This window comes from Streptomyces sp. NPDC005648, assembly GCF_040605395.1.
Taxonomy (GTDB): Bacteria; Actinomycetota; Actinomycetes; order Streptomycetales; family Streptomycetaceae; genus Streptomyces.
Genome location: NZ_JBEXCS010000020.1, coordinates 34,844 through 48,359, shown reverse-complemented (window position 1 = coordinate 48,359; position 13,516 = coordinate 34,844). Strand labels below are relative to the sequence as shown.

The following is a 13,516-nucleotide window of genomic DNA, read 5'->3' as shown; positions in this document are numbered from 1 at the left end:
TGGGGGAGGTGCGGTCCTGCTTCAGTCCTTGACCGCGCCCGCGGTCACGCCCGCGGCCACATAGCGCTGTGCGAGGACGAGCAGGACGGCTGCGGGCACGGACGCGACGACGGCGGTTGCCATGATCGCGTTCCACTCCTGGTTGTTGTTGCCGATGTACTTGTAGATGCCGAGGGTGATCGGCCTCAGATCGCCGCCGCCGTCCAGGGTGTTGGCGAAGACGAAGTCGGACCAGGCCCACAGGAAGCTGAAGAGCGAGACGGTGACCAGGGCGTTGCGGCTCACCGGCAGCACGACCGACCAGAAGGTGCGGAAGGTGCCGGCACCGTCGATACGGGAGGCGGCGATGAGCTCGCCGGGGATGCCCGACATGAAGGCGGTGAAGATCATGACGCCGAACGGCACGGCGATGGTGGAGTCCGCGATGATCAGCCCCCACCACGAGTTGAGCAGACCGAGGTCCAGGAAGATGCCGTAGAAGCCCATCGCCATGACGATTCCGGGGATCATCTGGGCGATGAGGAGCCCCAGGCCGAGCGCCCCGCCGCCGCGCGGACGGAGTTTCGCCAGGGAGTAGCCGGCCGGGGCGGCGAGCACCAGGGTGAGGGCGACCGTGCCCAGGCCGATCAGCAGGCTGGTGCCGAGATAGGGCAACTGGTCGTCCAGCACCGCCCGGTAGCCCTCGAAGGTCGGGTGCAGCGGGAACAGGTCGGGCGGGTCCTTGCGCATGTCCTGCTGCGGGGTGAGGGACACGTTCAGCATCCAGTACACCGGGAACAGCATCAGCGCGGTGAGCAGGAGGCCGATCACGGTGTAACGCCGTTTGCCCGTACGGTGGTTCACGCTTCCTGCTTCCTCTGGACGCGGATGTACAGCAGCCCGAAGACGAGCGCGATGAGAATGAGGATGTTGCCGACCGCGGCCCCGGGGCCGAACTTGGGCAGCAGCGTGCCGAATCCGAGCTGGTACGACCAGGTCGCCAGGGTCGACGAGGCGTCACCCGGACCGCCCTTGGTCATGATCCAGATCAGGTCGAAGACCTTGAGCGTGTAGACGAGCCCGAGCAGCAGCGTGATCGCCGACACCGGCCGCAGCAGCGGGAAGGTGATCCGGCGGAACTGCTGCCAGGCGCTCGCCCCGTCCAGCGCCGCCGCCTCGTACAACTCGCCCGGGATGTTCTGCAGGCCGCTGTAGAGGATGACCAGGTTGAACGGGATGCCGATCCAGATGTTGGCGACGATCACCGAGGTCAGCGCCCAGTCCGGCGAGGTCAGCCAGCCGACCTGAGCTACGCCGAAGAAGTGCAGGAAGTAGTTCACCACCCCTGACTCGCTGTTGAACATCCACGACCAGGTCGACGCCGACACGATCAGCGGCAGCAGCCAGGGGATGAGGAACAGTGCGCGGAGGGTCGGCGCGAGCCGGAAGCGCCGGTTGAAGAACACCGCGAGGGCGAGCCCGATGACGTACTGGAAGGCGATCGACACGAAGGTGAAGACCATCGTGTGCCGTATCGCCGGGCCGAAGGTCGGATCGTCCAGAACGGTACGGAAGTTCTCCCAGCCGGAGAACGGCGCATCCCCCGCCACGAAGGACCTGACGGTGTAGTCGCGAAGACTCAGATCGAGATTGCGGTAGAGCGGATAGAGGTAGAACGCGGCGAGGTAGGCGAGCAGGGGGGTGACGAAGGCGAGCGCGGTGCGGCGGCTCCTGCGCCGCTGCCGGCGGCGCAGGGACTCGGCGTCGGAGCCGCTCGCCCCCGCCGCGGCGGCCGGTGCCCGCCGCGGACGGTCGACCCGGGCGATGGTCATGCCGTTCCTAGCCCTTCTGCGCACTCGACTGGGCGGTGTCCAGGGCGTCCTGCGGACTCTTGCTGCCCGACAGCGCGGCCTGCACGGCGGTCCACATCGGCTGGGAGATGGTCGGGTACTTGGTGCCCAGGCCGCCGCTGGTGCGGCCGCGTGCCGCCGCGACCGCGGACACCCACGGCTTGAGCTTCGGGTTCTGCTTCACCTGCTCGGCCTGCACCGCGGCCGTGGGCGCGACGTACTGCAGCGTCGTGTCGGTGGGCAGCAGATTCGCGTCGCTGGTCAGACATGTCACGATCTTCTTGCTGACGTCGTAGCGCCCGGTCTGCTTCTGCACCGGCACGGTGACGAACTCACCACCCGTCGGCACCGGCGCGGAACCGCCGTTCTGCCCGGGGATGTTGATGATGCCGTAGTCGAAGCCGGCCTTCTCGGCGTTGCCCAGCTGCCAGGTGCCGTTCTCGCCGAAGGCGTAGTCGCCGGTCGCGAACTCCTGCCAGCTGGTCGTCTGGGTGTTCTGCAGCACGTCCTTGGGCGCGTACCCGGCGTCCACCCACTGCTTCCACAGCGACAGTGCCGCGACGCCCTTGGCGGAGTTGAGTGTGGTCAGATCCCCGCCCGCGCCCCAGAACCAGGGCAGGAACTGGAAGCTGCCCTCCTCCGTGTTGATCGCCGAGAACGTGATTCCCTTCTTCCCCGCCGACTTGACCTTCTTCAGCGCGGCGGTGAGGGAGTTCCAGTCCTTGATCGACGCGGCGTCCACGCCCGCCGCGGAAAGCACCTTCTTGTTGTAGTAGAGCGCGAGTGTATTGGCGCCGATCGGCACCCCGTACGCCGCGTTGTCGATGGTGCCCGCGCCGATGATGTTCTGCTGGATCGACCTGGTGTCCAGGCCCAGGTCGCTCGTCTTGTTGAGGATCCCCGCCTCGACCAGGGTGGAGACGACCGGGTTGTCCACGAGCATCACATCGGGCGCGTTGCCCTGCTGGGCCGCCAGCAGGGCCTTGTTGCCGAGGTCGGTGGTGTCGTACGCGGTCCGCTTGAGCTTCACCCCGGCCTTGGTGCCGCACGAGGTCACGAGCTTGCCCCAGGCCGAGGAGGCGTCGAACTGCGGGTACGGGTCCCAGAAGGTGTACGTCCCCCCGGAGCCGCCCGAGGACGAGTCCGAGGAGGAGCTCGAGCCGCCTCCGCAGGCGGTGAGGGAGACGAGGGTGCCGACCGCGGCGACGGCGGCGAGGAGAGTGCGGCGGGTGGGTATCACGGGGTGACCTCGTTGTCGTAGAACGGGATTCTCAGGAGGTGGGGAGCCAGACGCGCATGCTGCCGTCCTCGCGGTTGGCCCAGGCGTAGTAGGGGACGGCGGTCAACTCGACGGGTTCGCCGTCCTGTTCGGGGGCCGCGACGGTGTCGGCTGAGGCGTACGGCCACCACCCCCGGTCGGGGACGCGGCGCCGCCGCCCGGCGGCCACCACGGTGGTGACGCCGCCGAGGAGGTCCGGGCGGTGCTTGACGGCCAGTGGACGGGTGGTGTCCAGGACGATGTCGTCCAGGCCGCCGCCGGGGTGATCGATCTGCTCCAGGCAGTGCACGAGCGGCCCGCGCTCGATCGCCACGCAACCGCGTACGGCGTCCACCCGCGGGTCGGCCGCGGTGAGCCGCGGCTCCATGGCGAGCTCCAGCACGACCCGGTCGCCGGGCGCCCAGGACCGCTCCAGCCGCAGCCAGCCGTCGTCCACGGCGGCGTCGTACGTCTCCTCCCCGCACCGCACCCGGAAGTCCCGGCACCAGTTCGGGATGCGCAGCGACAGCGTCCAGGGCCGGTTCGCCGGGGTCTCCTCGACCGTGAGGGCGATCGTGCCGTGCCAGGGATAGTCGGTCTCGGCGCGTACGGCGAACGGGCCGCAGGAGTAGCGGCCGGTGACGTACTGGTGGATCTGCAGGCCGTCGTCGTCGCCGGTGGCGAGGTAGTGCTCCAGGCCGGCCAGCAGCCGCATCACGTTCGGCGGGCAGCAGGCGCAGCGGAACCAGCGGGTGCGGCGGGCCGACTGGTCCCCGCCGGGGTCGGTGTGGCCGTCGCGGACCTGCAGCGGGTTGACGTACAGCCACTGCTCGCCGTCCAGGGAGACACCCGCGAGGAAGCCGTTGAACAGGGTGCGCTCGATCAGGTCCGAGTAGCGGGCCTCGCCGGTGAGCAGGGCCATCCGCCAGCTCCACTGGATGGAGGCGATGGCGGCGCAGGTCTCGCAGTAGGCGCGCTCGTTGGGCAGTTCGTACGGGTCGCCGAAGTCCTCCTCCTCGTGATGGGCGCCGAGCCCGCCCGTGAGGTGGGTCTTGGTGGTGGTCATGGCCTGCCACAACCGCTCGGCGGCGGCCCGGAGTTCGGCCTCCCCGGTCTCGGCGGCCAGGTCGGTGACGCCGGCCAGCAGATACAACTGCCGTACGGCGTGCCCCTCCACGTGGGTCGCCTCGCGCACCGGCACCCGGTCCTGGCAGTAGGCCTCGCCGCCGAGGAGACCGTGGCCGTGGCGGTCGACGAAGTAGCCGGCCAGATCGAGATAACGGCGTTCTCCGGTCTCCCGGTACAGCTCCACCAGAGCGGTCTCGACCTCGGGGTGCCCGTCGATCCCGTCGATCTCCTTGCCGCTGTCCGGCGGCCCGAAGACCGAGTCGATGTGGTCGGCGAACTTGACCGCCACGTCGAGGAGTTGGGTGCGCCCGGTGGCCCGGTGGTGGGCGACCGCGGCCTGGATGAGATGGCCGGCGCAGTACAACTCGTGGCCCCAGCGCAGGTCCTGGTAGCGCTCACCGCCCTTGACCAGCTGGAACCAGGTGTTGAGATAGCCGTCCGGCTGCTGGGCGTCGATGACCAGGGAGACGATCCGGTCGACGTCCGCCTCCAGCTCGGCGGACGGCCCCTGGCCCAGCTGCCAGGCCGCCGCCTCCAGCCACTTGTAGACATCCGTGTCGACGAACGGGTACGCGCCCTGGAAAGCGCCCTCGGCGGAGCCCGCCGCCAGCCGCAGATTGTGCAGATTGCCCGCGGACTCGAGCAGCTCCGGGCCCTGCGGGATGGAGGTGCGCGCGTTGACCTCGCGACGCGACTGCCAGAAGCCGTCCGTCACTTCGGCCGCGCCGGGCCGCAGGACGGAGTGGGAGCCGGGGCCCAGACGGACCGGGCCGGTGGGGGAGGGCGGGGTGGCGTGGGTGCGGGGCATGGCTCTCCGGGGGATGGAAGGCGGGGGGAGCGACCGGGACTGGGCAACGATCTGCGCAACCGTTTGCCTCGCCGATGAGTAGAGGGTAGACAGAGGATCGAGGTCAAGGGCTCTGCACAAGTTTTCTCTTGTTGCTCAAGGACTGGCACTCCACCGGACCGCCTGCGACCATGGACCGCGCCCCGACCGCCAGGGGCGACGACTGAGAAAAGGATTGCCCGTGACCGAAGCCGCTCCGCGTTCCCCCTCCGCCGGACGGGCGAAGCTCGCCGATGTCGCCGCGCTCGCCGGCGTCAGTGTCGGTACGGCCTCCAAGGCGCTGAGCGGGGGCGGCCGGATGCGGCCGGAGACCCGGCAGCGGGTGCTGGACGCCGTGGAGACGCTCGGGTTCCGGCCCAACCAGCATGCGCGGAGCCTGCACACGGGCCGCAGCTGGACAGTGGGGCTGATGACGACGGACGGCATCGGCCGCTTCAGCACACCCGTGCTGCTGGGGGCCGAGGACGCGCTCGGCGCCGGAAAGATCTCCGTGCTGCTGTGCGACACCCGGGGCGACACCATCCGGGAGCAGCATCATCTGCGCAACCTCATGGACCGGCGGGTCGACGGCATCATCGTCACCGGTCGCCGCACCGACCCGCGCCCGCCCCTGCGCGGTGTCGAGGGCATACCGGTCGTCTACGCCCTCTCCCCGTCCACCGACCCCTCCGCCACCTCCGTCGCCTCCGACGACCGGGGCGGCGCGCACCTCGCCGTCGAGCATCTGATCGCCACCGGCCGCACCCGCATCGCCCACGTCACCGGCCCCGAACACCATGCGGCCGCCCGGGACCGCGCCCGCCACGCCGTGGAACTGCTGGACCGCTCCGCGCTGCAACTCGCCACCGGACGCGTGCACTTCGGGGAGTGGAGCGAGGCGTGGGGTCGTCGGGCCGCCGACGCGGTCCTTCGTACGGCACCCGACACGGACGCCTTCTTCTGCGGCAACGACCAGATCGCACGGGGGGTCGCGGACGCGCTGCGCGAGCGTGGCCTGGACGTCCCCGGACAGATCGCCGTCGTCGGCTACGACAACTGGGACACCATGGCCCTGGCCTGCCGCCCGCCGCTCACCACGATCGACATGGACCTGACCGAAATCGGCCGGATCGCCGCTCTCAAGCTGCTGGAAGCCATCGACTCGGAGTCGGTGCCGGGGGTGCACACGGTGCCGTGCCGGCTGGTGGTGCGGGAGTCGAGCTGAGGCACCCGGGAACGGCGGGCGGGGAGGGGCGCATACGGCGACGGGTCTATTTGGGCGGGAAGCGCAACGCCCCGTCCAGGCGGATCACCTCGCCGTTGAGATACTCGTTCTCGCAGATGTGCTGGACCAGGGCCGCGTACTCGGGGGAGCGGCCCATCCGGCGGGGATGCGGCACCTGGGGACCCCAGTACGCCTCCAGCTGGTCGCCGGCCTTGCCGTAGGCGGGAGTGAGGAAGGTGCCGGGGGCGATGGTGACTACGCGGATGCCGAGGGGGGAGAGGTCGCGGGCGGCCACTAGGGTCATGCCGACGACCCCGCCCTTGGCGGCGGCGTAGGGCAGCTGCCCGATCTGGCCCTCGAACGCGGCGATGGACGCGGTGTTGACGATGACACCCCGGCCGCCGTCCTCGGTCATGGGCTCCTGGCGGGCCATCGCGGCGGCGGTCAGGCGCATCACGTTGAAGACACCGGTCAGATAGATGTCGACGGTCTGCCGGAACCCGGCGAGATCCAGCGGTTCGCCGTCCTTGCCGATCAGCCGCCCCCCGCTCGCCCGGCCGCCGTGGGCGTCGACCGAGATCCGCAGGGGGGCGAGGGACTCCGCCTCGGCGATGGCCGCGCGCACCTCGCCCTCGTCGGTGGCGTCCGTGCGCACATACCGGACGCCCAGCTCCTCCTCCAGGGCCTTCCCCTTGTCGTCGGCGAGGTCGGCGACGACCACCGCCGCGCCCGCCGCGTGCAGTCGACGGACCGTGGCCTCGCCCAGGCCGCCCGTCCCACCCACGACGACCGCGGACGTCCCCTGAACCCGCATCGCTACTCCCCTCCAGGGATACACGATTCTAGTATTGCGAGAGTAGCATTCTCATCCAGTGAAGTGCTCCTGCCCGCCCCGCCGATTCGGAGACTCTCCATGCCCGAGGCCGTCATCGTGTCCGCCCTGCGCACCCCCATCGGCACCGCGTTCAAGGGGACCCTGCGCGACACCACCGCCTTCGACCTGGCCCACAACATCGTCGGCGCCGCGGCGGCCGGACTCGACCCCGACCGGGTCGACGACGTGATCCTGGGCGAGGGTCTCTACGGCGGGGGTGTCCTCGCCCGCCACGCGGCCCTGACCACAGGGCTCACCTCCATCCCCGGACAGGCCCTGAACCGCCACTGCGCCGCCGGGCTGACCGCCGTCGCGGGCGCCGCCGCGAGCATCCGGGCCGGCATGGACGACCTCGTCGTCGCCGGTGGAGTCAACTCCGCCTCCACCGCCCCGAAATCGGCCTTCCGCATAGACGGCGAATGGACCGAGCCGTGGATGCCGCCCACGCACCCCGACCGCCCGGACGCCCCCAACAACGACATGTCGATCACCATCGGCTGGAACGTCGCCCGGCGTGCCGACATCTCCCGCGCCGACATGGACGCCTGGGCACTGCGCTCGCACCAGAACGCCGTACGGGCCATCGACGAGGGCCGCTTCGACGCCGAGATCGTCCCTCTCGACACCCCGCACGGCCGCTTCCGAGTCGACGAACACCCGCGCCGTGACACCTCGTTGGAGAAACTGGCCGCGCTCAAGCCGCTGCATCCCGAGATCGAGGGCTTCAGCATCACCGCGGGCAACGCCTGCGGCGGCAACGACGGCGCGGCCGCCCTGGTCGTCGCGAGCGACGCCACGGCGAGCGCGGAAGGTCTGCCGGTGCTGGCCACCGTACGGTCCTGGGCCTCCGTCGGCGTGGACCCCGCGGAAACGGGACTCTCGCCCATCAAGGTGATCCCCAAGGCCCTTGCCCGCGCCGGTCTCTCGGCCGGCGATGTCGACCTGTACGAGATCAACGAGGCGTTCGCCTCGGTGGCTGTCGCCGCCGTCCGCCGCCTCGACCTCGACCCCGACCGCGTCAACGTCAACGGCAGCGGCTGCTCCCTGGGCCACCCCGTGGCCGCCACCGGCGCCCGTATGCTGGTCACGCTCGTGCACGAACTGCGGCGGCGGGGCGGGGGAGTCGGGGTGGCCTCGATGTGCGCGGGGGGCGGGATGGGATCGGCGATGGTCGTGGAGGTTCCGGCGCCCTAGTCGGCGGCCAGGTGTGCGGTGGTTCGGCGCAGGGTGGCCGTGATCTGCGGCAGATCCGGCGTCGTACGGATCCCGGGGGCCGCCGCACACACCAACGGCACCGCGTTGACCGCCCTGTTGGCCGTGTACGACGGGGAGATCTCGGCCATCCGCTCCAGTGGGACCGGCAGCCGGAGGGTGACGTCGAGGGGCGCGTCGCCCTCGACGGAGATGTGCCAGCCGGTGTCGTGCAGGTCCCAGGCCGGTTCGAGGTCGGTGGTGCAGAACCAGGTCGCTCGGAAGCTGAGCAGCGGGCGGCCCGCGTGCAGACCGGTCACCGTGAGCCGTTGGGCGGCCACCGTCCCGGCCGCCAACTCGCCCGCGGCGATCCGCGTGCGCCGACGGGCCGTCGCCAACTCACCCGTCGCCTCAAGGAAGTCGAGATGCAGCGACAACGCCTCCGCCACCAACCGCAGCGACGGGCCGAAACTGGTCCGGGCGTGCGACAGCCGTGCCTCGTCGAACGCGGCCGGTGTCGCGCCGAAGCCCATCACCCCGAACAACAGCTCAGGAGAGGGACGTCGGGAGAGATCGGCGTACTCGTCGATGGCCAGTGAGTCGAGGCGCCGCGCGATCGATGTCAGCACGAGCGGTACCGCCTCGGTGATGAAGCCCGGGCTGCTGCCCGTGCTGTGGATCGAAGTGCCGCCGCGCCCACAGGCGTTCTCGACCCGTTCACGGACGACGGGATCCATGCTCTCGGGATGGTGGAACTCCCCTCTTGTGGTCACGACGTTCGCCCCCGACTCCAGCAGCCGGCACACCTCGTCGACATCGCACACCAACGGCATGTAGAGCACACAGTCCGCGCCCAGCGCCAGTACGCGCTCCATGTCATGGGTGGCGGTGACGCCCGTCGCCTCCGCCCCGCACAACTCCCCCGCGTCCCGGCCCACTTTTCCGGGCGAATGGACGTACAGGCCGGTCAGGCACAGGTCGGGATGCTCGATGACGGCCCGCAGGGAGCGGGCGCCGATGGTGCCTGTGGCCCACTGGACGACTCGGTACGGCGTCATGCCTCCTCCCGTGTGAAGCGCAGCAGCGCCTCCTGGGCGTACGACGCGACGAGCATGCCGCTCTCGGTCAGGACGTCGCCCCGTCCGAAGCAGCGGCCGTGCGCCAGGACCGGACTGTGCTGGCGCAGCAGCAGCCACACGTTGGCGCTGAACGGGCGGTGGAACCAGAGGGTGTGCGAGGTGACGGCGGAGGTGAACGCCTTTCCCGCGTCGTGCTGGGTGATCGCCGCGAGCGGCCGCAGCGCCGTGCCGATCAGCGTCAGATCGGTGGCGTAAGCGGTGAGGGCCGGGGCGAAATGCGGCTCCGAGGAAGGGAGACGCGTCCACAGGTCGAACTCGGGCTCCTCGGACAGCGGCGAGTCGAGGTCGACGGTGGTCCGTGTCTCCCAGGGAATCGGGTGGAACTCCGTGCGGTGTTCCGGACCGGGGACGGGCGGCACGGTGGGGACTGTCTGGTGCGCCGGCCCGTCCTCGGAGGTGTGCAGGGACACCGACGCGGTGGCCACCACACCCTTCGACTGCCGGGCCACGATCGTCAGCGCGGCGAAGGAGCCTCCGTCGTGGTGCCGGTCGACCTCGTAGCGGACCGGCTCCTGCGTCAGGCCCGCGCGGGCGAAGAGCGTGTGCAGGGACTTGACGCTCTTGTCCGGGCAGGCCTGCTGTGCCGCCCGGACGAACTGGGCGAGCAGTTGCCCACCGAACAGCCGGTGGTAGCCGAGGCGCTGACTGCGCCCCTCATAGGTGAAGGGCGCGCCAGGGGCGTCGGTGCCGTCCGTCGTCGGTGTACGCAGATCGAGGCAGGCCAGCAGATCGTCCCAGAGTTCACTCACGGCAAGTGGCATGCCTGGGAGCGTAAGCGATATTCCCGACTATGAGAATGGAATTCTCGCCGCTGATCGCGTCGCGTCGGGTCGCTGGTCGCCGTCGGGTCGCGTGGTTGTCTGCCGGCTGCTGTCGCCTGCGGGCGGTCAGTCGCCCGCGAACCCGTGCGAGACGAAGTCCCAGATCTCGTCCGCGGTCAGCGGGTGGCTCCCCTCCTGGCCGCTGGACTGGGCGTTGAACATGACGGTCTGCATGGTCAGGGCCGCCGCCCGCTTCGCCGTGAAGCCCTGGCGCAGCACATGCTTGTCCTCGAGGTCCTGCATCAGCTCGGTGAACAGCGCGAGCAGCGGGGCGTTCGCCACGCGCATCTCCGCCGGGTGCGAGAACAGCAGACGCATCGCGAAGTCGGTGAACAGCGGGCGCTGCTTGCCGGTGCGGTCGGGACGCGAGCTCTCGAACAGGTCCTGGATGACGACCTTGACCCGGTCCAGTGGGTCGGACTCCTCGGCCGCGACGGCGCGCAGCTCGTCGGCCGACTTGCTCATCGCGTCCTCGAACAGTGCGAGCAGCAGCTCGTGTTTACCGTCGAAGTGCTGGTAGAAGCTCCGCAGGGACTGCTTCGAGCGGTCGACGACCTCCTGCACCGTGAAGTCCGTCGTGCCCTTCTCCGCCATGATCGCCTGAGCCGCGTCGAGAAATCGCTCGACCCTCTGTTCGGCCCGACGTTTCGCCGCCTGGGTCGAGCGCTCCACTGCGCGCTGCTTCCAGGCCGGTTCCTCGGTCGGGGTGCTCACGGGCTGGTCCGCCTTCTGTGCCATGGGGAGAACATTACTGCAGTGTAGCGGCAGGGTTCTGTGACCATGCTGGACACCTCCGGCGATATGGAGGAGACTGTTGATTCCTCATTGAGAGAATGTCATTCTCGCACAGTTCATGAGTCAACTCGCATGGTTCTTCAACCAAGGAGGCCGTTCGTGGCGTGGGACGCGCGGACCGACCGCGGGGTCGGGCAGTTGAGGCCGGTGGTGGAAGGCCTTCTCGTCGGGGCTCTCCTCACGGGCGCCGTCCTGGTCGGTGCGGTGCTGGCCGGGGTCTTCGTCCTCGGGGGCCCGGATGCTGTTTGAGTTCGACGCCGAGCAGCGGCTGTGGCAGGACACCGTGCACAAGGCCGTCCTCAAGGAGTGCCCGCCCACGCTGGTGCGGGCCGTCGCCGACGACGGCGTGGACCCGGCCCCGCTGTGGCGGGTCTACGCCGACCTCGGCTGGACCGAGCTGACCGACCCGGCCGACGCGGTGGAGCTGGCGATCGTCCTGGAGGAACTGGGCCGCGCCACCGACCCGACCCCCTACCTGGCCACCCTGACCCGGTTCGCGCCGCTGGCACCCGAGTTCGACGAGCCCGGCCGCACCGGCACCGCGGTCCTCTCCGGTGCCACCGCGCGCCGGGCCGGCGGCGGCTGGATCCTGGACGGCACCGCGAGGCACGTTCTCGACGGCGACCGGGCCGACCGGCTGGCCGTGGTCACCGGGGCGGGCGTCTTCGTCGTACCCGCCGCCGGCGTGACCGCCGTACGGACCCCCGTCTTCGACCCCGTCCTGCACCTCGCGGAAGTCACGTTCTCCCAGGTGCGCGTCACCGAGGACAGCCGGAGCACCGCCGACCCGGAGCGTGCCCGGCACATCGCTCTCACCGGTCTGGCCCTCACCATGGTCGGTGCCTGCCGCCGCGCCCTCGACCTGGTCCTTGACCACGCCCGCACCCGGCACCAGTTCGACGCACCCATCGGCTCCTTCCAGGCCGTCCAGCACAAGGCCGCCGACATGCATGTCGCCGTCGAACGGGCCCGTGCCCTCGCCTACTTCGCCGCGCTCACCATCGCCGAGGACGACCCCAGGCGCCGGCTCGCCGCGTCCATGGCCAAGGCGGCGGCCGGCGAGTGCCAGGCACTGGTGTTCCGCAACGCCGTACAACTCTTCGGTGCGATGGGGCACACCTGGGAGAACGACCTGCAGTTCGCGATCAAGCGGGCCAAGGCGGGTGAGCTGATGCTCGGCGGCGCCACCCACCATCGGGCACTGATCGCCGAGGAGTACCCGGCCGGGTCGCCGGTCGCGGAGGAGGTGTCATGAGGCTGACCTTCGACGCCGAAGTCGAGGCCTTCCGCGCCGAGTTCGTGGCGTTCCTGGAGGCCCACCTGCCCACGGAGGCCGAGGCGACCGAACGCTCCCGCTCCACCGCGCACATCCCCGAATGGGCCAGGCACTGGCAGCGGCTGCAGTTCGACCAGGGCTGGCTGCTGCCCGGCCAGCCCCCCGAGTTCGGCGGCCGGAACGCGAGTGTCATCCAGCAGTACGTGCATCGCGAGGAGCTCTCCCGGCGCCGTATCTACCACAGCTTCAACCCGCAGGGCGTGGGCATCATCGCCGCCTCGCTGATCTCCTTCGGCACCGAGGAGCAGAAGCACCGGTGGGCGGTACCCATCCTGCGCGCGGAGATCACCGCCGCTCTCGGCATGAGCGAACCGGGTTCCGGCTCCGACCTCGCCTCCCTGCGCACCCGCGCCGAACTCGACGGCGACCACTTCACCGTCAACGGCCAGAAGGTGTGGACATCCGGCGCCCACGACGCCGACGTCCTGCTCACCTTCGTCCGCACCGACCCCGAGGCGCCCAAGCACAAGGGCATCAGCGTCCTGCTCATCCCCACCGACACCCCCGGCGTGACCCGCCGCCCCTTCGCCTCCTACACCAGCCCCGACGACAAGGACTTCAACGAGGTCTTCTTCGAGAACGTCGTCGTCCCCGCCGAGAACCTCGTCGGCCCCCTCAACCAGGGCTGGCGCGTCGCGAACGGCTCGCTGGGCCACGAGCGCACCCTGATGTGGCTCGGCGAGGCCGAGCGGATGGGCGAGGTCCTGCGGGACTTCCGCCCCACGGGCCCGCTGGAGAAGGACTGGTACGCCACGCTCGTCATGGATCTCCAGGCGCTCCGGCTGCTCGGTTCCGCCGCCCTGGCCCGCGCCGCCCGCGGTGAACAGGACGTACCGGCCCTGTCCGTGCTGAAGGTGTTCGGCTCGGAGGCGGCCCAACGTGCCCTGGAACGCGTCCTGGAGGCGTCCGGCCCTGACGGACTGGTGCATCCGGCGCGGACGGCGCCGTATTCCCACATGAGCTACGACGACGACTCCGCCAGCTGGTTCAACCGCTTCGCGCGCAGCTTCGGCGGCACCATCGCCGGCGGTACGTCCGAGATCCAGCGCACGATCATCGCCGAGCGGGTGCTCGGTCTGCCCCGACGTTGAGGA

Annotated in this window: 13 protein-coding genes; 5 read left to right on the top strand and 8 right to left on the bottom strand. The window is 70.2% G+C overall.

Translation table 11 applies throughout. The features are described 5' to 3' along the window. Window positions 1–21: 21 nt before the first annotated feature. From ABZT17_RS14545 to ABZT17_RS14530, 4 genes are read right to left on the bottom strand one after another with little or no spacing between them, the layout of a single operon-like run. Window positions 22–843: a carbohydrate ABC transporter permease gene (locus tag ABZT17_RS14545; RefSeq protein WP_356348203.1), complete on the bottom strand. Its 822-nt coding sequence runs from the start codon at window positions 841–843 to the stop codon at window positions 22–24. Further along, window positions 840–1,811, bottom strand: coding sequence for a sugar ABC transporter permease (locus ABZT17_RS14540; protein ID WP_356348200.1), 972 nt, complete (start codon window positions 1,809–1,811; stop codon window positions 840–842). The genes ABZT17_RS14545 and ABZT17_RS14540 overlap by 4 nt, the downstream gene beginning before the upstream one ends. A 7-nt stretch (window positions 1,812–1,818) precedes the next feature. Further along, entirely contained in the window at window positions 1,819–3,069 is a 1,251-nt protein-coding gene (locus ABZT17_RS14535) for an extracellular solute-binding protein (RefSeq protein ID WP_356348197.1), read from the bottom strand. A gap of 31 nt (window positions 3,070–3,100) precedes the next feature. Further along, window positions 3,101–5,023 carry a beta-L-arabinofuranosidase domain-containing protein gene (locus ABZT17_RS14530; RefSeq protein ID WP_356348195.1) on the bottom strand — a complete coding sequence of 641 codons (1,923 nt, stop codon included), beginning with the start codon at window positions 5,021–5,023 and terminating at the stop codon, window positions 3,101–3,103. A gap of 220 nt (window positions 5,024–5,243) precedes the next feature. On the opposite strand from ABZT17_RS14530, the gene ABZT17_RS14525 reads away from it, so the two are divergent. Continuing rightward, entirely contained in the window at window positions 5,244–6,266 is a 1,023-nt protein-coding gene (locus ABZT17_RS14525; RefSeq protein ID WP_356348193.1) for a LacI family DNA-binding transcriptional regulator, read from the top strand. A 46-nt stretch (window positions 6,267–6,312) separates the two neighbouring features. On the opposite strand, the gene ABZT17_RS14520 is transcribed toward ABZT17_RS14525, so the two are convergent. Then, a complete protein-coding gene (locus tag ABZT17_RS14520; RefSeq protein WP_356348191.1) occupies window positions 6,313–7,080 on the bottom strand; it encodes an SDR family NAD(P)-dependent oxidoreductase in 768 nt (255 codons plus the stop codon). Between the two features lie 99 nt (window positions 7,081–7,179). Between ABZT17_RS14520 and ABZT17_RS14515 the strand changes: the two genes are divergently transcribed. Then, window positions 7,180–8,334, top strand: coding sequence for a thiolase family protein (locus ABZT17_RS14515; RefSeq protein WP_356348188.1), 1,155 nt, complete (start codon window positions 7,180–7,182; stop codon window positions 8,332–8,334). On the opposite strand, the gene ABZT17_RS14510 is transcribed toward ABZT17_RS14515, so the two are convergent. The 3 genes from ABZT17_RS14510 to ABZT17_RS14500 all read right to left on the bottom strand — a co-directional run bounded on the left by ABZT17_RS14510 (window position 8,331) and on the right by ABZT17_RS14500 (window position 11,029). Next, window positions 8,331–9,389, bottom strand: coding sequence for a dihydrodipicolinate reductase (locus ABZT17_RS14510; protein WP_356348186.1), 1,059 nt, complete (start codon window positions 9,387–9,389; stop codon window positions 8,331–8,333). The two genes, ABZT17_RS14515 and ABZT17_RS14510, sit on opposite strands and share 4 nt — an antisense overlap. Continuing rightward, the gene (locus tag ABZT17_RS14505) at window positions 9,386–10,231 is read right to left on the bottom strand and encodes an acyl-CoA thioesterase domain-containing protein (RefSeq protein ID WP_356348184.1); all 846 of its coding nucleotides are present in this window, start codon (window positions 10,229–10,231) and stop codon (window positions 9,386–9,388) included. The genes ABZT17_RS14510 and ABZT17_RS14505 overlap by 4 nt, the downstream gene beginning before the upstream one ends. 126 nt (window positions 10,232–10,357) lie before the next feature. After that, entirely contained in the window at window positions 10,358–11,029 is a 672-nt protein-coding gene (locus ABZT17_RS14500) for a TetR/AcrR family transcriptional regulator (RefSeq protein ID WP_356348182.1), read from the bottom strand. A 156-nt stretch (window positions 11,030–11,185) separates the two neighbouring features. Here ABZT17_RS14500 and ABZT17_RS14495 point away from each other — a divergent pair, with 156 nt between their 5' ends. The 3 genes from ABZT17_RS14495 to ABZT17_RS14485 are packed head-to-tail and all read left to right on the top strand — an operon-like array spanning window position 11,186 to window position 13,513. Continuing rightward, complete coding sequence (locus tag ABZT17_RS14495; protein ID WP_356348180.1) at window positions 11,186–11,335, top strand: hypothetical protein; 150 nt, start codon at window positions 11,186–11,188, stop codon at window positions 11,333–11,335. Beyond that, the gene (locus ABZT17_RS14490) at window positions 11,325–12,341 is read left to right on the top strand and encodes an acyl-CoA dehydrogenase family protein (RefSeq protein WP_356348178.1); all 1,017 of its coding nucleotides are present in this window, start codon (window positions 11,325–11,327) and stop codon (window positions 12,339–12,341) included. The genes ABZT17_RS14495 and ABZT17_RS14490 overlap by 11 nt, the downstream gene beginning before the upstream one ends. Continuing rightward, window positions 12,338–13,513, top strand: a complete 1,176-nt coding sequence (locus ABZT17_RS14485; RefSeq protein ID WP_356348176.1) for an acyl-CoA dehydrogenase family protein — start codon at window positions 12,338–12,340, stop codon at window positions 13,511–13,513. Before ABZT17_RS14490 ends, ABZT17_RS14485 begins: the two co-directional genes overlap by 4 nt. The last annotated feature ends 3 nt before the right edge of the window (window positions 13,514–13,516 follow it).